Annotated in this window: 12 protein-coding genes and 1 pseudogene; 9 read left to right on the plus strand and 4 right to left on the minus strand. The window is 71.0% G+C overall.

Going from position 1 to position 19,442, the window contains the following annotated elements; all coding sequences use genetic code 11:
* The first annotated feature begins 145 nt into the window (after nucleotides 1-145).
* On the plus strand, nucleotides 146-1,642 hold the full coding sequence (hflX, locus tag ACFZBB_RS32900) for a GTPase HflX (RefSeq protein WP_391130308.1): 1,497 nt from the start codon (nucleotides 146-148) through the stop codon (nucleotides 1,640-1,642).
* Nucleotides 1,643-1,747: 105 nt separating this feature from the next.
* On the opposite strand, the gene ACFZBB_RS32905 is transcribed toward hflX, so the two are convergent.
* Entirely contained in the window at nucleotides 1,748-2,911 is a 1,164-nt protein-coding gene (locus tag ACFZBB_RS32905; RefSeq protein ID WP_391130311.1) for a trypsin-like serine peptidase, read from the minus strand.
* A 291-nt stretch (nucleotides 2,912-3,202) separates the two neighbouring features.
* Here ACFZBB_RS32905 and ACFZBB_RS32910 point away from each other — a divergent pair, with 291 nt between their 5' ends.
* From ACFZBB_RS32910 to ACFZBB_RS32930, 5 genes and pseudogenes are all read left to right on the plus strand, one after another.
* Nucleotides 3,203-4,552, plus strand: a complete 1,350-nt coding sequence (locus tag ACFZBB_RS32910; RefSeq protein WP_391130342.1) for a diaminobutyrate--2-oxoglutarate transaminase family protein — start codon at nucleotides 3,203-3,205, stop codon at nucleotides 4,550-4,552.
* A 62-nt stretch (nucleotides 4,553-4,614) separates the two neighbouring features.
* A complete protein-coding gene (locus tag ACFZBB_RS32915; protein ID WP_391130314.1) occupies nucleotides 4,615-6,450 on the plus strand; it encodes an IucA/IucC family protein in 1,836 nt (611 codons plus the stop codon).
* A 117-nt stretch (nucleotides 6,451-6,567) separates the two neighbouring features.
* Nucleotides 6,568-7,272: a GNAT family N-acetyltransferase gene (locus ACFZBB_RS32920; RefSeq protein ID WP_391130318.1), complete on the plus strand. Its 705-nt coding sequence runs from the start codon at nucleotides 6,568-6,570 to the stop codon at nucleotides 7,270-7,272.
* Between the two features lie 125 nt (nucleotides 7,273-7,397).
* Nucleotides 7,398-9,164: pseudogene (locus ACFZBB_RS32925) on the plus strand (IucA/IucC family protein).
* A gap of 101 nt (nucleotides 9,165-9,265) precedes the next feature.
* The gene (locus ACFZBB_RS32930; RefSeq protein ID WP_391130321.1) at nucleotides 9,266-9,847 is read left to right on the plus strand and encodes an FHA domain-containing protein; all 582 of its coding nucleotides are present in this window, start codon (nucleotides 9,266-9,268) and stop codon (nucleotides 9,845-9,847) included.
* On the opposite strand, the gene ACFZBB_RS32935 is transcribed toward ACFZBB_RS32930, so the two are convergent.
* Together ACFZBB_RS32935 and ACFZBB_RS32940 are read right to left on the minus strand one after the other, a co-directional pair.
* Nucleotides 9,825-11,024 (minus strand): protein kinase, encoded by a 1,200-nt coding sequence (locus ACFZBB_RS32935; protein ID WP_391130324.1) that lies wholly within the window; start codon nucleotides 11,022-11,024, stop codon nucleotides 9,825-9,827. The genes ACFZBB_RS32930 and ACFZBB_RS32935 overlap by 23 nt on opposite strands.
* A gap of 39 nt (nucleotides 11,025-11,063) precedes the next feature.
* A complete protein-coding gene (locus ACFZBB_RS32940) occupies nucleotides 11,064-12,233 on the minus strand; it encodes an FHA domain-containing protein (protein WP_391130327.1) in 1,170 nt (389 codons plus the stop codon).
* A gap of 103 nt (nucleotides 12,234-12,336) precedes the next feature.
* Between ACFZBB_RS32940 and ACFZBB_RS32945 the strand changes: the two genes are divergently transcribed.
* Entirely contained in the window at nucleotides 12,337-14,319 is a 1,983-nt protein-coding gene (locus tag ACFZBB_RS32945) for a helicase C-terminal domain-containing protein (protein WP_391130330.1), read from the plus strand.
* Between the two features lie 164 nt (nucleotides 14,320-14,483).
* Here ACFZBB_RS32945 and lexA read toward each other — a convergent pair whose 3' ends face one another.
* Nucleotides 14,484-15,257, minus strand: coding sequence for a transcriptional repressor LexA (gene lexA / locus ACFZBB_RS32950; protein WP_355338227.1), 774 nt, complete (start codon nucleotides 15,255-15,257; stop codon nucleotides 14,484-14,486).
* A 505-nt stretch (nucleotides 15,258-15,762) separates the two neighbouring features.
* On the opposite strand from lexA, the gene nrdR reads away from it, so the two are divergent.
* Together nrdR and ACFZBB_RS32960 are read left to right on the plus strand one after the other, a co-directional pair.
* Entirely contained in the window at nucleotides 15,763-16,275 is a 513-nt protein-coding gene (gene nrdR, locus ACFZBB_RS32955) for a transcriptional regulator NrdR (protein WP_366567504.1), read from the plus strand.
* 119 nt (nucleotides 16,276-16,394) lie between these two features.
* Nucleotides 16,395-19,292, plus strand: a complete 2,898-nt coding sequence (locus ACFZBB_RS32960; protein WP_391130333.1) for a vitamin B12-dependent ribonucleotide reductase — start codon at nucleotides 16,395-16,397, stop codon at nucleotides 19,290-19,292.
* Nucleotides 19,293-19,442: the final 150 nt, after the last annotated feature.

Below are 19,442 nucleotides of genomic sequence, written 5' to 3' on the forward strand. Positions count from 1 at the left end.
GCCGGAGATCCGGTCCTGTCGACCGGCGGACAGCCCTCGCGGGTATCCGCGGCGAAACCCGCGTGACCGCGAGTGCCCGGCGTGCGACCATCGTAGTAACGGCAGAAACACCGCCGACCCGTTGACCGCTCGACCAAAGGATCCAATGACCTCCTCTTCTTCTTCCTCTTCGAACAACCGCCAGCGCCTCCCCGAGAGCCTTCGGGCCGACGCCCTGATGGAAGAGGACGTCGCCTGGAGTCATGAGATCGACGAGGACCGGGACGGCGACCAGTTCGACCGCTCCGAGCGTGCGTCGCTCCGCCGGGTCGCCGGACTCTCCACCGAACTCGAGGACGTCACCGAGGTCGAGTACCGGCAGCTCCGACTGGAGCGCGTGGTGCTCGTGGGCGTCTGGACCACGGGGACCGTTGACGACGCCGAGAATTCGCTGGCCGAGCTGGCGGCGCTCGCCGAGACCGCCGGAGCACTCGTCCTCGACGGCGTCATCCAGCGCCGCGACAAGCCGGACCCGGCCACGTACATCGGATCCGGCAAGGCACTGGAACTGCGTGACATCGTCGTGGAGACCGGCGCCGACACCGTCGTCTGCGACGGTGAGCTGAGCCCCGGCCAGCTCATCCATCTGGAAGACGTCGTCAAGGTCAAGGTGGTCGACAGGACCGCGCTGATCCTCGACATCTTCGCTCAGCACGCCAAGTCCCGTGAGGGCAAGGCGCAGGTCTCGCTGGCACAGATGCAGTACATGCTGCCGAGGCTGCGCGGCTGGGGTCAGTCGCTGTCCCGGCAGATGGGTGGCGGTGGCGCCGGTTCGTCCGGGGGCGGCATGGCGACGCGTGGTCCCGGTGAGACCAAGATCGAGACCGACCGTCGGCGTATCCGCGAGAAGATGGCCAAGATGCGTCGGGAGATCGCGGAGATGAAGACCAGCCGCGACCTCAAGCGCCAGGAGCGCAAGCGCCACAAGGTGCCGTCGGTCGCCATCGCCGGATACACCAACGCCGGTAAGTCCTCGCTCCTCAACCGGCTCACCGGTGCGGGCGTCCTGGTGGAGAACGCGCTGTTCGCCACCCTGGACCCGACCGTGCGCCGCGCGGAGACCCCCAGTGGACGGCTCTACACCCTGGTGGACACCGTCGGGTTCGTGCGGCACCTGCCGCACCACCTGGTCGAGGCCTTCCGGTCCACGATGGAGGAGGTCGGCGACGCCGACCTGATCCTGCACGTGGTGGACGGCTCGCACCCGGTACCTGAGGAACAGCTCGCGGCAGTACGCGAGGTGTTCCGCGATGTCGGCGCGCTGGACGTGCCCGAGATCGTGATCGTCAACAAGGCGGACGCCGCGGACCCGCTGGTCCTCCAGCGCCTGCTGCGCAACGAGAAGCACGCCATCGCGGTCTCCGCCCGCAGCGGCATGGGCATCGACGAGTTGCTGGAGATCATCGACCAGGAACTGCCGCGGCCCGATGTGGAAGTCGAGGCGCTGGTGCCGTACACGCACGGCGGCCTCGTCTCCCGGGTGCACGCCGCGGGTGAGGTCCTCTCCGAGGAGCACACCGGTGACGGCACGCTGCTCAAGGTGCGGGTGCACGAGGAACTGGCCGCGGAACTGGCCCCGTTCACGCTCGTGGCCAGGACCTGACAGCACTGAGGTGCCACGGCAGCGCGACGCCGGGTCGCCGCCGCGCACGCTGACATGGGTAAGGGGCCGCCTCCAAGAGGCGGCCCCTTACCCATGCGTCGTCCGCTAGTTGAACTTCTGGCTCACCCCGTCGAAGACCTTCTTCGCCTCGGCGCCCAGGTGCGGCCCCGCCAGCCAGGTGTTCGTCACCGGCCCGATCGACGTATTGCTGACCAGTGCCGTCGTCCCGTCCGGCCGCTTGGCGAACCAGCCGCCGCCCGACGAACCACCCGTCATCGTGCAGCCGATCCGGTACTCCGTCGGCGCCTGGGCGCTCAGCGACAGCCGGCCCGGCTTGCCCACGCAGTCGTACATCTGCTGCCCGTTGAAGGGCGGCGCCGCGGGATAACCCCAGGCGCCCATCGTCCCGATCTGCGTCGCGGACGGCGCGTCGAACCACACCGGCATCGCCGTACCGACCGTCTCCTCCAGCGACTTGCCGCCCGCGCCCTCCTCCGGCTTCACATGCAGCACGGCGAAGTCGTACGGCGAACCGCTGCCGCCGGACTCGGCGCCCGTGCTGATCCACTGGTCGGAGGTGCTGGCCCAGTCGGCCCAGAACACGCCGTACGGCGCCAGCACATCACGCGAGGCGCCCTCCAGGGCCGCGGCGCTCTTGCCCGTGTCGTTGTAGGCGGGGACGAAGGCGATGTTGCGGTACCAGCCGCCGGACGCGCCCGCGTGCACGCAGTGGCCCGCAGTCCACACCAGATTCGACTTTCCCGGATGCGCCGGATCCCGGACCACCGTCGCCGAGCAGACCATCGAGCCCTTGGGCCCGTCGAAGAAGAGTTTTCCGACACCAGGTGCGGCCTCGTGGTACGGCGCCGTGACCCGGCTCGCCTGCACCGGATCCGGCGCAGGGTCGCTCTCGCCCTGGTCGGCCGACACGTTGGTCGGCACCTTCTTGTCGCTCTGGTCCGCGCCCTTCATGCGGTCGTCGCTCCACAGCCCGTTGATCACCGGGTTGACGAAATCCGCCGCCTTGCGCAGCCACTTCGCTTTGTCCCAGTTCTTCCAGCCGCCCTTCTTGTACGCCTGCTCCCACTTCTTCAGGTCGTCGAGGCTGGTCGGGAAGGACGTCGGCAGACCGAGGTTGTTGCCCGACGTCACCGACGAACTGGGCTTGGCGTCCGCGGAGTCACCGGACGACCCGCACGCGGTGGCGGTGCCCGCGAGGAGAACGGCTGCCGCCGCCGCGGCCACCAAGGGCCTTCGTATGGATGACATGGACTGCTCCCCCTGAGATGTCTTCGGCTGTACGGCAGTTGCCGCCCCCGATGCGCGGTGGCCACCACTATGCCGCTGGTGTGAGGGACGGCCGGGGGTGTTCGCCGGTTCCGCGCCGAAAGTCTCCGGGCCGCCCGTGATCGAGCCGTCACCCAGTCGTTAGTACGGCGGGGGACGACTGCCTGGACGCCGACCCGGAGGAGTGAGCACGTGGCCGCCATTTCGAGCGCGCCGACACAACGACTGGCGGCATCGGCCGAGGTGTCCGCCGAGGGATCGGCCGACGATTCCATGACGGGGGAGGCGATCCTCCGCAGGCAGGCGCAGCGCGAATCGGCCGCGCGCACCTATGCGCGGTCCCTGCCGGTGGTACCCGTCCGCGCCCGCGGGATGACCGTGGAGGGCGCCGACGGCCGCCGGTATCTCGACTGCCTGTCCGGCGCGGGAACCCTCGCCCTCGGCCACAATCACCCCGTCGTCCTGGAGGCCATCAGGGGCGTCCTGGACTCGGGCGCTCCCTTGCACGTCCTGGACCTCGCGACTCCGGTCAAGGACGCCTTCACCACCGCGCTGTTCGAGACGCTGCCGGCTCAACTCGCCGAGCACGGCCGCATCCAGTTCTGCGGCCCCGCCGGGACCGACGCGGTGGAGGCGGCCATCAAGCTCGCCCGTATCGCCACCGGGCGCGGCGGACTCCTCGCATTTTCCGGCGCCTACCACGGCATGACGGCCGGCGCGCTCGCCGCTACGGGTGACACGGCCGTCCGCGGCACCGTCGGCGAGGCGGACGCGCGGATCACCCGCCTGCCGTACCCGTACGACTACCGCTGCCCGTTCGGCATCGGCGGCGACCGGGGGGCCGAGCTCTCGGCGCGCTGGACCGCGCATCTCCTCGACGACCCCAAGGGCGGGGTGCAGCCGCCCGCCGCGATGCTCCTCGAACCGGTGCAGGGCGAAGGCGGCGTCATCCCGGCGCCCGACACCTGGCTGCGCACGATGCGCGAGATCACGGCCGCGCGCGGCATCCCGCTGGTGGTTGACGAGGTGCAGACGGGCGTCGGCCGTACCGGCACCTTCTGGGCCGTCGAGCGCAGCGGAATCGTGCCCGACGTCATGGTGCTGTCCAAGGCCATCGGCGGCAGCCTCCCGCTGGCCGTGATCGTCTACCGCGAAGAGTTCGACGCCTGGCAGCCGGGTGCCCACGCGGGCACCTTCCGCGGCAATCAACTGGCCATGGCCGCCGGCACGGCCACGCTCCGCTTCGTACGGCAGCACGCGCTGCACGAGCGCGCGGAGACCGTCGGCGCGCGCATGCTCAGCCGCCTGCGCGGACTCGCCGCGCACCACGATTGCATCGGCGACGTCCGAGGACGCGGTCTGATGATCGGCGTCGAACTCGTCGACACCGAAGCCGAGCCCGACGACTACGGAGCGCTTCCCGCCGCGCCCCCGCTCGCCGCCCGCGTCCAGCAGGAGGCCCTGCGCCGCGGACTCATCGTCGAACTGGGCGGACGGCACGGAGCCGTGATCCGGCTGCTGCCGCCGCTGACCATCACCGACGAACAGGCCGAAGCCGTGCTCGACCGGCTGGCCGCCGCCATCGACGCCGCGCGGACCGCGACGCGAGGCGGCCCGGCATGACCCCGGCGGACCGACCGCGAGAAGCCGTGCCGCCGCGCGGTACCGACGAGTGGAGCCCTGGCATGACCGCACCCGTGGACCCCGGCACCCCCATGCCGCCCGGCGCGGCGGTGCCGCTGGCCGCCGCCGTACCGGTGCAGCGACCGCGCGCCGCCGCGGCCGACCAGGATCCGGACCCGTTGGAGCACCCGGACCCGTACCGCGTCGCCGAAGCGGCGAGCGCCGAGAATCTGCTGCGCTGCTGGGTCCGCGAGACGGGCCTCACGGAGCCCGCCGACAGCCTGCTGCGGATCCCGCTGCCCGCCAGCGGCACGCAGGCCCAGGCGGCTGTCCTGTACTGGTCGGCCACCGGCCACCACCGCTTCGGGCCCGTCCGCCTCACAACCGCCCCGAGCCGCCCGCTGACCGCGGTCGCACTGGCCACGTTCCTGGCGCGTGAAGGCGGCGGCGCGGCGGCCGAGGGCGACGACCTGGTGGCGAGGGTGGCCGATTCGGTACGCAGGACCGCCGTGTTCGTCAGCGAGCGGCGTGCGCGGCCCGGCAGGCCCGAGCCGGAACTGCCCTTCCTGGAGTCGGAACAGGCCCTGCTCCTCGGTCACCCGACGCATCCCGCGCCCAAGGCGCGCGAAGGGCTCAGCGAGAGCGAGAGCGCCGCGTACTCGCCCGAGACGCGCGGCTCCTTCGTGCTGCACTGGCTCGCCGTGGACGCCGCCGTCCTCGCCACCGACTCCGCGTGGACCGACCGCGGCCGTCCCGTACCGGCCGCCGATTTGCTGACCGCGATGGCCGGGCCCGAACTCGCGTGCCCGGCAGGCACCGCGCCGCTCCCGCTGCACCCCTGGCAGGCGCGTGACATCCTGCACCGGCCCGCCGTCCAGCGGTTGTTCGACGCCGGGCTGCTGCGTGACCTGGGCCCGGTCGGTGACCCCTGGTACGCCACCTCATCCGTGCGGACCGTCTACCGTCCCGACGCGCCCGCGATGCTCAAGCTCTCCCTGGCGCTGCGCATCACCAACTCCCGCAGGGAGAATCTCCGCAAGGAGCTGAGGCGCGGCACCGAGGTGCACCGGCTGCTGCGCAGCGGGCTCGTCGCGCGGTGGCACGCCGCTCACCCGGGCTTCGACATCGTCCGCGACCCGGCCTGGCTGGGTGTGGACACGCCGGACGGCACACCGGTGCCCGGCCTGGACGTCGTGCTCAGGCACAGCCCGTTCGGCCCCGGCGACCAGGCGCACTGCGTGGCGGGACTCACCTCGCTGCGCCCCTGGCCCGGCGTTCCCGCGCCCGCGCTGCGCTCCCGGCTGGCCATGCTCGTCACCCGCCTCGCGGAGCGCACCGGAAGGCCCGCGACGGCGGTCGCCACCGAGTGGTTCCTGCGTTACCTCGACGCCGTCGTACGGCCCGTGCTGTGGCTCGACGGCGAGGCGGGCATCGCCCTGGAGGCGCATCAGCAGAACACTCTCGTCCTGCTCGACGCCTCCGGCTGGCCCTGCGGCGGGCGCTACCGCGACAACCAGGGGTACTACTTCCGCGAGTCGCACCGCGCGGAGCTGGAACGCCAGCAGCCGGGCATCGGGGCCGACAGCGACACCTTCGTCGCCGACGAGGTCGCGGACGAGCGGCTCGCCTACTACCTCGGTGTGAACAACGTCCTCGGTCTCATCGGCGCCTTCGGTTCACAGCGGCTCGCGGACGAGCAGGTGCTGCTCGCCGCATTCCGCCGCTTCCTGGCCGCCGCCGCGGGAGGCCGCAGCAGCCTTCCCGCCCGGCTGCTGGACGCCCCGGAACTGCGCAGCAAGGCCAATCTGCTGACCAGGCTGCACGGAATGGACGAACTCGTCGGACCGGTCGACAGCCAGTCGGTCTACGTCACCATGCCCAACCCGCTGACCGTCTGAGCGGACCGTCCGGCCGCGCGCCCGTCCCCGGCCCTCGCCCCCGGACCCGTACCCCGCCGGGAACCGGTCCGGACCCCGACCAGGTCCGGACCCCGCTCAGGAGAGGAAGGAGCTTCCGTGACACCCGCCGACTCCAGTACCGAGGACACCCTCGACCTGAAGCTGCCGCCCGAGGTCCTGGCCCTTTTCGCTGCGGCGGCCTTCGACGCCGCCGAACCGGACACCGAGGACCCGGCGGGCGCCGCGAGGCCAGGACTCCTCGGCGCGGCCGCCTCCTGGCCGGCCGTCGAGACCCCCGCAGGCTCCTTCCGGCTGGCGCCGGTCCGCGTCGACCGCGACCTGCCCCTGCTCACGCGCTGGATGAACGACCCGGCCGTCGCCGAATTCTGGGAACTGGCCGGCGACGAGCGCGTCACCGAGCGGCACCTGCGCGGCCAGACCGAGGGCGACGGACGCAGCGTCCCCTGCCTCGGCGTGCTGGACGGCACGCCGATGAGCTACTGGGAGATCTACCGCGCCGATCTGGACCCGGTTGCCCGCTTCTACCCGGCCCGGCCGCACGACATCGGCGTCCACCTGCTCATCGGCGGCGTCGCCGACCGGGCACGCGGCCTCGGCGGCACACTGCTGCGCGCTGTGTGCGACATCGTCCTCGACCACCGCCCCGGCTGCCCACGAGTGATCGCGGAACCCGACCTGCGCAACACTCCCTCCGTCGCCGCCTTCCTCACCGCGGGCTTCCGCCTGTCCGCGGAACTCGAACTGCCCGGCAAGCGGGCGGCCCTCATGATCCGCGACCGTTCGCTGCGCCACCGGCTCTGAGCCCGGCCGGCAGCGCCTGCGCGCCCCGACCCCGCGTCCTTCGGGCGCTGCCTCGGCGGCGGTTCCCCGAACCCTCCTCACCCCTGCCTTCCAGGTCACCAGGTCCCCACCGCAGGAGCCTCACTGTGCTCACCCCCTCCGTGTCCGACTCCGCCGCCTGGCAGCACGCGGCCAGGCGCCTGCTGGCCAAGATGCTCGCCGAGTTCGCGTACGAGGAGGTGATCGTCCCCGAACCGGAGCCCGCCGAGGGCCCGACCGCGTACCGGCTACGGCTCAGCCCGGACGTGACCTACCGCTTCCGCGCCCGGCGCGGCGCGTACGGCAGTTGGTACGTGGACGCGGACAGCGTCACGCCGACCGGTGACCCGCTGCACTTCCTGCTGCACGGCCACGAGAGCGTGCTCGGCCTGAGCGGCGACACCACAGGGCACCTGATCCAGGAACTCCTCGCGACGCTCCGCGCCGACGTGCGGCTCGACAGCACCGCGCTGACGGCGGCCGAACTCGCCGACCTGGACTACGCCGACCTCGAAGGCCACCAGACCGGCCACCCCTGGCTGGTCGCCAACAAGGGACGTATCGGCTTCTCCGCCGCCGACGCCGCCCGCTGGGCACCCGAGGTGCGCAAGCCGCGGCGCCTGCCCTGGATCGCCGTACACCGAGACCTCGCCCGATACCGCGGTATCTCCACGCTCGCCACCCCCGATCTCCTCTACGCCGAAGAACTCACCCCCGGCACCCTCGACACCTTCCGGCACACCATCGCCGACCGGAACCGCGACCCCGCCGACTACCTGCTGCTGCCCGTCCACCCCTGGCAGTGGGACCAGGCGATCGCGCCGCTCTTCGCCCCCGCGATCAGCGACGGATCCATCCTCCACCTCACCACTGACAACGACATGCGGCTGCCCCAGTAGTCGATCCGCACCTTCCTCAACACCAGCCGCCCGCACCGGCGCACCGTCAAGCTCCCGCTGTCCGTCCTCAACACCCTGGTCTGGCGCGGCCTGCCCACCGAACGCACGCTGGCCGCCCCGGCCGTCACCTCCTGGGTGCGGGGACTGCGGGACGCCGACCCCTTCCTGCGGGACGAGACCCGGGTGATCCTGCTCGGCGAGGTCGCCTCCGTCACCGTCGAGCACCCGCAGTACGACCGGCTGCCCACCGTCCCGTACCAGTACCGCGAACTGCTCGGCTGCATCTGGCGCGAGCCGCTGGCCGCCCACCTGGAACCGGGAGAGCACGCCCGTACCCTCGCCGCGCCGCTGCACACCGACCCGAACGGGCGATCTTTCACCGCCGAACTCGTCGACCGGTCCGGTCTCGCGCCCCGCGTCTGGCTGCGCCACCTCTTCGCGGCGCTGCTGCCGCCCCTCCTGCGTTTTCTCTACCAATACGGCACGGTTTTCTCCCCGCACGGCGAGAACACCATCGTGGTCTACGACGAGCACGACATCCCGGTACGCCTCGCGGTGTAGGAATTCGTCGACGACATCAACGTTTCCGCGGACCCACTGCCCGAACACGACAGCATGCCGGACGACGTACGCCAGGTGCCGCTCACCGAACGGCCCGAATTCCTCACCCAGTTCATCCATGCCGGACTCTTCATCGGGGTCCTGCGCTATCTCACGCCCCTGTGCGAAGCACAACTGGACGTGCCCGAAGCCGAATTCTGGACCCTGGTGCGGGACGAGATCATCCGCCACCAGGAGCGCTTTCCCGAACTCAAGGATCGTTTCGCCGCCTTCGACCTCCTCATGCCCCGCATCGACCGGCTCTGCCTCAACCGCAATCGGCTGCACCTCGACGGCTACCGCGACCGGGCGCAGCGCCCGCACGCCGCCGCACACGGCACGGTCGCCAACCCCCTCCACCTTCCCCGTCCCTGAGGCGCGCCGCGACCGAGCCGATACGATCCGAGCACGGGGACCCGGTACGGAATCCTGTACGGAACGCGTACGGGAATCACCGCGGAAAGGTGGGGGCGGGCATGCGGGAGGCAGTGGGCGCCGAGCCCTGCCCGGAGTGCGGTACGGCCGTGCGGCCGGGACAACTGCTCTGCCAGGGCTGCTTCGTGCCCTTCGCGCTGATGGCCGCGGCCCGCGCCGCGCAGACCCCGCCGCAGGGAGCCGCCCTGGAGGCACCCGCGGAACCGACCGCGCTGCTGCCGAGCGCCCACGGCGCCGACTCCGAACACACCCGGGTGATCAACGTGATCCCCGGAGCGCTGCCCCGACCCCTGGAGACGCGCAGGGACGCACCGCCGCGGGCGCTGAGGCTGCGGTTCCCCAGCGGCGAGATCGTCCCGGTGGAGCCGGCCAACTCGATCCGGCTCGGCCGCGACCCGAAGTACTGCCCCGCCGTGCCCTTCCTCGCCGCGCACGACAATCTGTCCCGTATCCACGCCACGGTCGGCGTCGAGCCCGACGGCTCCGCCTGGATCTCCGACGAGAGCTCCACGAACGGCACCTTCGTCCACGGCTACCGGCTCGCGCCCGGCGAGCGGGCGCCCGTACGGCCCGGCGACACCCTCCGGCTCGCCGCCGACGTCACCGTCCGCGTACTGCTCTGACCTCCGCGTAGGCGGCGATACAACGGGCCAGCGGGTGCTCGGGGCCCAGCGCCTCCGCGGCGTCGGCCGACAGTTCCTCGAAGCGGCGGACGACGGCGGCCGTGCCGTTCAGACCCTCCAGGGCCCGCGCCCGGCCGAAAAGCGCCGCAAATGGTGCGGCCTCGTTTTCCGCACCCTGGCGCGTGATGTGCTGGAGCGCCTGCCAGTAGCGCTCGTCCGCGTCGGTGAACCGGTCCGCGGCGAGCAGCCCCTCGGCATCCTCCAGCAGCGCCCACAGCACATGGCCGGCGCTCCGGTCCAGCACCGTGGGACTGCGCCGTACGGGAGCGGGCCGCATCAGCGCACGCAGCCGCTCGGCCACCTCCCCGGCGTCGGCGGGCCGGTCGTCCGGCTTCTTGGCGAGCATCCGGTGCACCAGGCGCGCGAGTCCGGCGGGCACCTCGGGGCGCCTCCGCTCGATGGGCTCCGGCGCCTCGTGGACGTGCATGTACGCGTATCCCACGGACGTCCCGGCCGAGAAGGGCGGCCCCTCGGCGAGCATCGCGTACAGCACGCAGCCGAGCGAATAGAGGTCGGACCGCGCGGTCACCTCGGCGCCGCGCGCCTGCTCGGGCGAGAAGTACGGCGGTGAGCCCATGACCGCCCGCGGATCGGTGTACCGCGTGGCGCTGTCGTCGCGGTGCGCCACCAGACCGAAGTCGCAGATCTTGACGGCGCCGTCCGGGAGAAGCATCAGATTCTCCGGCTTGATGTCCCGGTGGACGAGCCCGCGCTCATGCGCGTGCCGCAGCCCGGCGCTGATCTGCGCGCCATAGGCGATGACATCGGCCACCGGCAGTCCGCCGCGGTCCAGCAGCACTTGGCGGAAGTCCGCGCCGCGCAGCAATTCCATGACGATGAACGGCCTGCCCCGGTGCTCGCCCGCGTCATGGACGGTGGCCACATTGGGATGGCTCAGCGCGGCGGCGGCCATCGCCTCCCTGCGGAACCGGCCCTGGCGCTCGTCACGTTCGCCGTCGCCCCAATCGGCGCGCAGCGTCAGCACCTTCACCGCGACACGCCGCCCCAGACTCTGGTCGAGAGCCGCGTAGACCTGCCCGTATCCGCCGCCGCCCAGCGACTCCTCCAGGAGGTACCGGTCGCTGAGGACCGTACCGATCCCGATCTCCCCCGACACGTCGTCCTCGTCCCCGTTCGTTCGCCGTCGCGGCCCGGTTCACCCGGGCGCCTGCCCCGGCGGCCACGGTACGGCCATCATGGTGGGACCCGCCGCGTCCGCGCTCACCCGCGGTCCGACGGTACCTTCCGCCGGGTCCTCCTCGAAGACGAACTGCCGGCCGCTGGGCAGCAGTTCCAGCCGTTCGTGCAGGACCACGGAATCACCCTGGCGCAGATGCCACAGCGCGCCGTGCGGCAGCGGCACCAACTCGTCACCTGTCGGGCGGCGGCGCCGCACCCAGGTGCCGTTCGCACTGCGCTCGTCCACCACGCTCAGCCCTGTGCCGTCGTAACTGACCATCACATGGGTACGGCTCACCGACTCGACCTCGGTGTCGTCGATCCAGGTGCCGAGGACGACACCGCCGTCGGCGGGCGCCCGGCCGACCGCGAGCGGCTCGCCCGCCGTCACCATGAAGCGGCCCCGCACCGTCCCGTCCATGACCACCTTCACCTGCGCGCGGGACGGACGGGGACCCGCGTCCGCCAGGGGCAGCCCGTGCGTCGGGCAGAGAACCTGGGATTTCCGGCGGCGGGGGAGGGCGGTGCTCGGCCGGTCGGCGGCGCCGAACAGCGGGCAGTCGGCCTCGGGACAGCGCCAGTCACGGCTGAGGACCGCCCGGTGCGCCGACCGGTCCCAGCGCCGGTACACGCCCGCCTCCAGGAGCAGCCCTTCCTCCTCCTTGCGGGAGACCTGCCACTCGGGAGGCACCGGCATGATCCGCGGCCGTACGCCGATCACGCCGTCCGGCTGGAGGAAGGGCCGCAGGAAACGGTCCCGGTTGCCGGGAATCCACGGATAGGCGCGGTGGAAGTCCAGGAAATTGTCCGCGCTGACCACCCGCAGCTCCAGCGCGTCGGCCAGTTCAAGGATGCGGTCGTCCGCCCGCGGCAGGACCTCCAGCAGCCCTTCGAGATACCAGCGGTCCAGGCTCTGCCGTTCCTCGGGCGTCAGACGGCCGTCGGTCAGCAGGGAGCGGTCCGTGATCGCGTACACCTGGACGGCGGGATCGCGGGTGAATTCCGCCAGCGCGTCCAGCAGACCCGACAACCGGGCCAGATCCGCCGCCCGTTCCCCGCCGAGCGCCGGTTCACGGACCACATTCGCGACGTCGATCACATATTCCGCGGCGGAGGCATCCAGAGTCAGGCGGCGCTCGAACGGCATGTGTCCAGAAGCTATCACCGCCCGACTTGAACGGTCCGCCGAACGATCCGCGGCACCCGGCGCGGACGGCGATGTCAGTGCGGCCCTCTAGGCTTGCCTCCCTATGACTGCCACGCCCCCACCCGCGCTCACCGACCTGCTGCACGCCGCCGTCACCGCCGTCGGAGGTGTCGAGCGGGCCGGTCAGGTCACCATGGCCCAAGCCGTCGAGGCCGCCGTGGACGACCAGTCCCATCTGCTCGTCCAGGCCGGTACCGGCACCGGAAAATCGCTCGGCTATCTGGTGCCCGCGCTCGCCCACGGCGAGCGCGTGGTGGTGGCCACCGCCACCCTCGCGCTCCAGCGCCAGCTCGTCGAGCGCGACCTGCCGCGCACCGTCGACGCGCTGAAGCCCCTGCTGCGCCGTGAGCCGCAGTACGCGATGCTCAAGGGCCGCTCCAACTACCTGTGCCTGCACCGCCTGCACGAGGGCGTGCCGCAGGACGAGGAGGACGGTCTCTTCGACCCCTTCGAGGCCGCCGCGCCGACCAGCAAGCTCGGCCAGGACCTGCTGCGGCTGCGCGACTGGGCCGACGAGACCGAGACCGGCGACCGGGACGGCCTCACCCCCGGCGTCTCCGACCGAGCCTGGAGCCAGGTGTCGGTCACCTCGCGCGAGTGTCTGGGCGCCACCAAGTGCGCCTACGGCGCCGAGTGCTTCGCCGAGGCCGCCCGCGAGCGCGCCAAACTGGCCGACGTGGTGGTCACCAACCACGCGCTGCTGGCGATCGACGCCATCGAGGGCGCCCCGGTGCTGCCGGGCCATGAGGTCCTGATCATCGACGAGGCGCACGAACTGGTCTCCCGCGTCACCGGGGTCGCCACCGGCGAGCTGTCCCCGGGCGCCGTCAACCGCGCGGTCAAGCGCGCGTCCCGGCTGGTCAACGAGAAGGCCGCGGACGCCCTGCTCACCGCTGCCGAGGGCTTCGAGCGCGTGATGGAGCTGGCCCTGCCGGGACGCCTGGAGGAGATCCCCGAGGATCTGGGGTACGTCCTCGCGGCGCTGCGCGACGCCTGCCGCCAGGTCATCACCGCCATCGGCGACACCCGCGACAAGTCCGTGCAGGACGAGGACGCGGTCCGCAAGCAGGCCCTCGCCGCGGTGGAGCACATCCACGAGGTCAGCGAGCGGCTGGTGCTCGGCTCCGAATTCGACGTGGTGTGGTGCGAGCGGCACGACCGGTACGGGGCCTCGCTGCGGGTCGCCCCGCTGAGCGTGTCCGGACTGCTGCGCGAGAAGCTCTTCACCGAGCGCTCGGTGGTGCTCACCTCCGCCACCCTCAAGCTGGGCGGCGACTTCAACGGGGTGGCCGCGTCGCTCGGCCTGGCCCCCGAGGGCACCGAGGGCGAGGACGTCCCCCAGTGGAAGGGCATCGACGTCGGCTCGCCCTTCGACTACCGCAAGCAGGGCATCCTCTACGTCGCCAGGCACCTCAACCAGCCGGGCAGGGACAGCAACCGCGAGGACATGCTCGACGAACTCGCCGAGCTGATCGAGGCGGCCGGCGGCCGTACCCTCGGGCTGTTCTCGTCCATGCGCGGCGCCCAGGCCGCCGCGGAGGCCATGCGGGGCCGCCTGGACCACCCGGTGCTGCTCCAGGGCGAGGAGACGCTCGGTGAGCTGATCCGTACGTTCTCGCAGGACGCCAAGACGTGTCTGTTCGGGACGCTCTCGCTGTGGCAGGGCGTCGATGTGCCGGGTGTGAACTGCCAGTTGGTGGTGATGGACCGGATCCCGTTCCCGCGGCCGGACGACCCGCTGATGAGCGCCCGGCAGAAGTCGGTCGAGGAGCACGGCGGCAACGGCTTCATGGCCGTCGCCGCCACCCACGCGGCCCTGCTGATGGCGCAGGGCGCGGGACGGCTGATCCGGGCGATGGGCGACCGCGGCGTGGTCGCCGTACTCGATCCACGGCTGGCCAACGCCCGCTACGGCAGCTTCCTGCGGTCCTCGATGCCCGACCTCTGGTACACGACGGATCGCAATCAGGTCCGGCGTTCTCTGGCGGCGATCGACGCGGCGGCGACGGCGGAGGTCGTCGGCTGACAGGACGGGGACAGGGCGGGGACAGGGCCGACCGGAGCGGGGCTTCAGGCCGGCGGCTGACAGGGGAGTCGTGCGGCTCAGCCGACAGGAGGACGGCCGCTCAGCGGGCATGGCGGGGCCCCGGAACCGGCGCAGAGGTCCCGGGGCCCGTTCGTTGGGGTCGGTCAGACCCGGCGGAGCACCGCCACCACCTTGCCGAGGATCGTCGCCTCGTCGCCGGGGATGGGCTGGTACGCCGCATTGTGCGGAAGCAGCCACACGTGGCCGTTGTCCCGCTTGAAGCGCTTCACCGTGGCCTCGCCGTCCAGCATCGCGGCGACAATGTCCCCGTTCTCGGCGACGGGCTGACGGCGCACCGTCACCCAGTCGCCGTCACAGATTGCCGCCTCGATCATCGAGTCGCCGACCACCTTGAGCACGAACAGCTCGCCGTCGCCGACCAGTTGGCGGGGAAGCGGGAAGACATCCTCGACCGACTCCTCGGCGAGGATCGGGCCGCCCGCCGCGATCCGGCCGACGAGCGGTACATACGAGGCGGAGGGCTTGCCCGCCGTGTCGGTGGGCTGCGGGTGGCCGCCGTCGGAGCCGCGGACCTCGTACGCGCGGGGACGGTGCGGGTCGCGGCGCAGGAAGCCCTTGCGCTCCAGGGCCATGAGCTGGTGGGCCACCGAGGACGTGCTGGACAGGCCGACGGCCTGGCCGATCTCGCGCATGGACGGCGGATATCCGCGGCGCTGCACGGAGTCCCTGATGACCTCGATGACGCGCCGCTGCCGCTCGGTGAGCCCGGAGCTGTCGGCACGAATACCGGGGGGCCGCCCGGGGAGCGATCGTGCGGGCTTCGGGCTGTTGTCTTCGCCTGTCACGTCCAACGGGCCGATCCGATCCTGGGAGCGGTCATGGGCGGTCAATGTGGCGCTGTCTGCGGTGGTGGTCACGGCGGCCCCTTTTCGATGTTCTCCCACCGCATGGACTGCGGCCGGCCCGCTTCGCAGTCGCGGGCAGTTAGTACAACGGTAGTGGGTTTCGAAAGGTTGCGCCAAACACACGTTCGAGTGAATCTGCGTAAATCCGCTGACGTGATCAAGGTATCGGGTGTATTGGTCGAATGGAAGTTCGATTATCTACGGCCTGCCGAGTGTCCTGGGGGCTCCATGCGGCTCAGTCTGCCACCCGTGCCCCGGCGGCGGGCCGTCACGACACTTCCCCTAGGCTCACCTCCGGCCGCAAGTGCGACACGCGGAGCGGCGGTGTTTGTCCGCCGCCCCCAGATCTAGTGGTTGTATATGCACCAGCCACCACCCGTAGTGGTTTCGCAGGGGGCCGGCGGCCCCAAACTCCGCGGGATCGCCTATGCTTGGGACTGCTTCGAGGGGCCGGCAAGGCTCCCCGAAGGCCACTTTGTCGTGCGCTCACCGCGGGTGAGGAAGGGAGCCGGGAACCATGCACTGCCCCTTCTGCAAGCACCCCGACAGTCGCGTCGTCGACAGCCGCACCACCGATGACGGCACCTCGATCCGCCGCCGTCGGCAGTGCCCGGACTGCGGTCGCCGTTTCACCACGGTCGAGACCGCGTCACTGATGGTCATCAAGCGCAGTGGAGTGACCGAGCCTTTCAGCCGCAGCAAGGTGATCGCGGGCGTGCGCAAGGCATGCCAGGGTCGCCCCGTCACCGAGGACGCCCTCGCCCAGCTCGGGCAGCGCGTCGAGGAGGCGGTCAGGGCCACCGGCAGCGCCGAGCTGTCGACCCACGACGTGGGACTGGCCATACTCGGTCCGCTTCAGGACCTCGACCTGGTCGCGTATTTGCGCTTCGCGTCGGTCTACCGGGCGTTCGACTCGCTCGAGGACTTCGAGACGGCCATCACGGAGCTGCGCGAGCAGTTGCCACCCACCACTCCCGGCGGGCTCGACGAGGACCTCGGAGTCCCCGCGCCCGCAGTCGCCGCCGACTGAGCGGAACGGCGGGACCCACAGATTTGCCGGAGCGCCAGGTGCGCCGAGGCGGCAGACATCACCGTGTTGCGGGAAGATCCGCGCACATTAGGGCGTTTTCGCCCGTATAGGGAGGCGGAATGACAGAGACGACGAGCGGCCCGGCACGCGGTTCCCGTACCAAGGGATCCAAGGCGAGCAAGGGTCTGCGCATCGAGCGCATCCACACCACCCCCGGCGTGCATCCGTACGACGAAGTGGTCTGGGAGCACCGTGACGTCGTCATGACCAACTGGCGCGACGGCTCGATCAACTTCGAGCAGCGTGGCGTCGAGTTTCCCGACTCCTGGTCGGTGAACGCGGTCAACATCGTCACCAGCAAGTACTTCCGCGGCGCGGTGGGCAGCCCCAAGCGCGAGAAGAGCCTGAAGCAGCTCATCGACCGAGTGGTGCTCACCTACCGCAAGGCGGGCGAGGACCATGGATATTTCGCCTCCCCCGCGGACGCCGAGATCTTCGAGCACGAGCTGACCTACGCGCTGCTGCACCAGGTGTTCAGCTTCAACTCCCCGGTGTGGTTCAACGTCGGCACCGCTCAGCCCCAGCAGGTCTCCGCCTGCTTCATTCTGTCCGTCGACGACTCCATGGAGTCGATCCTCGACTGGTACAAGGAAGAGGGCATGATCTTCAAGGGCGGCTCCGGCGCCGGCCTGAACCTCTCCCGGATCCGCTCCTCCAAGGAACTGCTCTCCTCCGGCGGCAACGCCTCGGGACCGGTCTCCTTCATGCGCGGCGCGGACGCCTCCGCGGGCACCATCAAGTCGGGCGGCGCCACCCGCCGCGCCGCCAAGATGGTCGTCCTGGACATCGATCACCCCGACGTCGAGGCGTTCATCGAGACCAAGGTCAAGGAAGAAGAGAAGATCCGCGCCCTGCGCGACGCGGGCTTCGACATGGACCTGGGCGGCGACGACATCACGTCGGTGCAGTACCAGAACGCCAACAACTCCGTCCGTGTGAACGACGAGTTCATGAAGGCGTACGAGTCCGGCTCGAAGTTCGGGCTGCGCGCCCGGATGACCGGTGAGGTCATCGAGGAGGTCGACGCCAAGGCGCTCTTCCGCAAGCTCGCCGAGGCCGCGTGGGCCTGCGCCGACCCGGGCATCCAGTACGACGACACGATCAACCGCTGGCACACCTCGCCGGAGACGGGCCGGATCACCGCCTCGAACCCGTGCAGCGAGTACATGCACCTCGACAACTCGAGTTGCAACCTCGCCTCGCTCAACCTCATGAAGTTCCTGCGCGACGACGGCAAGGGCAACCAGTCCTTCGACGCCGAGAGCTTCGCCAAGGTCGTCGAGCTGGTCATCACCGCGATGGACATCTCCATCTGCTTCGCCGACTTCCCGACCCAGAAGATCGGCGAGACCACCCGAGCCTTCCGCCAGCTCGGCATCGGCTACGCCAACCTCGGCGCGCTGTTGATGGCAACCGGCCACGCGTACGACTCCGACGGCGGTCGCGGCCTCGCCGGTGCCATCACCTCGCTGATGACCGGCACTTCCTACAAGCGCTCCGCCGAACTGGCCTCGGTCGTCGGCGCGTACGAGGGCTACGCTCGCAACGCGGACGCCCACAAGCGCGTCATGAAGCAGCACTCCGACGCCAATGGCGCCGCCACCCGCGTGGACGACCTGGACACCCCCGTCTGGGCCGCGGCCACCGAGGCCTGGCAGGACGTCGTCCGGCTGGGCGAGAAGAACGGTTTCCGTAACGCGCAGGCGTCGGTGCTCGCGCCGACCGGCACCATCGGCCTGATGATGGACTGCGACACCACGGGCGTCGAGCCGGACCTGGCCCTGGTCAAGTTCAAGAAGCTCGTCGGCGGCGGCTCGATGCAGATCGTCAACAACACGGTGCCCGCGGCCCTCAAGCGGCTCGGATACCAGGCCGAGCAGGTCGAGGCGATCGTCGCCCACATCGCCGAGCAGGGCAATGTGATCGACGCCCCCGGTCTGAAGCCCGAGCACTACTCGGTCTTCGACTGCGCCATGGGTGAGCGCGCGATCTCCGCCATGGGTCACGTACGGATGATGGCCGCCGCCCAGCCGTTCCTGTCGGGCGCGATCTCCAAGACGGTCAACCTGCCGGAGACGGCGACCGTCGAAGAGGTCGAGGAGGTCTACTTCGAGGGCTGGAAGCTCGGCCTGAAGGCGCTCGCGATCTACCGCGACAACTGCAAGGTCGGCCAGCCCCTCTCGGCCAAGAAGAAGGACGAGAAGCCGGCCGAGGCCGCCGCCGAGGCGCCCGCCGCAGTCGAGAAGGTCGTCGAGTACCGTCCGGTCCGCAAGCGCCTGCCCAAGGGCCGTCCCGGCATCACCACGTCCTTCACGGTCGGCGGCGCCGAGGGCTACATGACGGCGAACTCCTACCCGGACGACGGCCTCGGCGAGGTCTTCCTCAAGATGTCCAAGCAGGGCTCCACCCTCGCGGGCATGATGGACGCCTTCTCCATCGCCGTCTCGGTGGGCATGCAGTACGGCGTCCCGCTGGAGACCTACGTCTCGAAGTTCACCAACATGCGCTTCGAGCCCGCCGGTCTCACCGACGACCCGGACGTACGGATGGCGCAGTCGATCGTCGACTACATCTTCCGCCGCCTGGCGCTGGACTTCCTGCCCTTCGAGACCCGCTCCGCACTGGGCATCCACTCCGCGCCCGAGCGGCAGCGCCACCTGGACACCGGCTCCTACGAGGCCGCCGAGGAAGAGGTCGACGTCGAGGGCCTGGCGCAGTCCGCGCCGCGCGAGGTCCGCGAGGCCGAACCCCGTAAGCCGCTGGCCGTGGCCAAGCCCGAAGCGGGCGCGGCGGCGGTACCGGCACCCAAGGAAGCGCACAACTCCACGGAACTGCTGGAGATCCAGCTCGGCCTCAACGCCGACGCGCCGCTGTGCTTCTCCTGCGGCACCAAGATGCGCCGCGCGGGGAGCTGCTACCTGTGCGAGGGCTGCGGATCGACGAGCGGTTGTAGCTGACATCCCGGCGCGGCCCGTTAGTTGAACTGACTGGTCAGGGCGGTGGGGGCGGGGGGCCCCCCGGGGCCCCCCCCGAGTCGCGGCGGGCGGCGGGCCCCACCCAGGGCACACCCCCCCCCCGCCCCGGACCCGGGGGCGCCCCCCCAACCC

This window comes from Streptomyces sp. NPDC008139 (assembly GCF_042957025.1).
In the GTDB taxonomy this organism is placed as follows: Bacteria; Actinomycetota; Actinomycetes; order Streptomycetales; family Streptomycetaceae; genus Actinacidiphila.

Coding starts and splice junctions, on each gene's coding strand:
- ACFZBB_RS32915 (WP_391130314.1), top strand. CDS start 4,615: ATGACCGCACCCGTGGACCCCGGCACCCCCATGCCGCCCGGCGCGGCG.
- ACFZBB_RS32945 (WP_391130330.1), top strand. CDS start 12,337: ATGACTGCCACGCCCCCACCCGCGCTCACCGACCTGCTGCACGCCGCC.
- ACFZBB_RS32905 (WP_391130311.1), bottom strand. CDS start 2,911: ATGTCATCCATACGAAGGCCCTTGGTGGCCGCGGCGGCGGCAGCCGTT.
- hflX (WP_391130308.1), top strand. CDS start 146: ATGACCTCCTCTTCTTCTTCCTCTTCGAACAACCGCCAGCGCCTCCCC.
- ACFZBB_RS32930 (WP_391130321.1), top strand. CDS start 9,266: ATGCGGGAGGCAGTGGGCGCCGAGCCCTGCCCGGAGTGCGGTACGGCC.
- ACFZBB_RS32960 (WP_391130333.1), top strand. CDS start 16,395: ATGACAGAGACGACGAGCGGCCCGGCACGCGGTTCCCGTACCAAGGGA.
- ACFZBB_RS32940 (WP_391130327.1), bottom strand. CDS start 12,233: ATGCCGTTCGAGCGCCGCCTGACTCTGGATGCCTCCGCCGCGGAATAT.
- ACFZBB_RS32910 (WP_391130342.1), top strand. CDS start 3,203: ATGACGGGGGAGGCGATCCTCCGCAGGCAGGCGCAGCGCGAATCGGCC.
- nrdR (WP_366567504.1), top strand. CDS start 15,763: ATGCACTGCCCCTTCTGCAAGCACCCCGACAGTCGCGTCGTCGACAGC.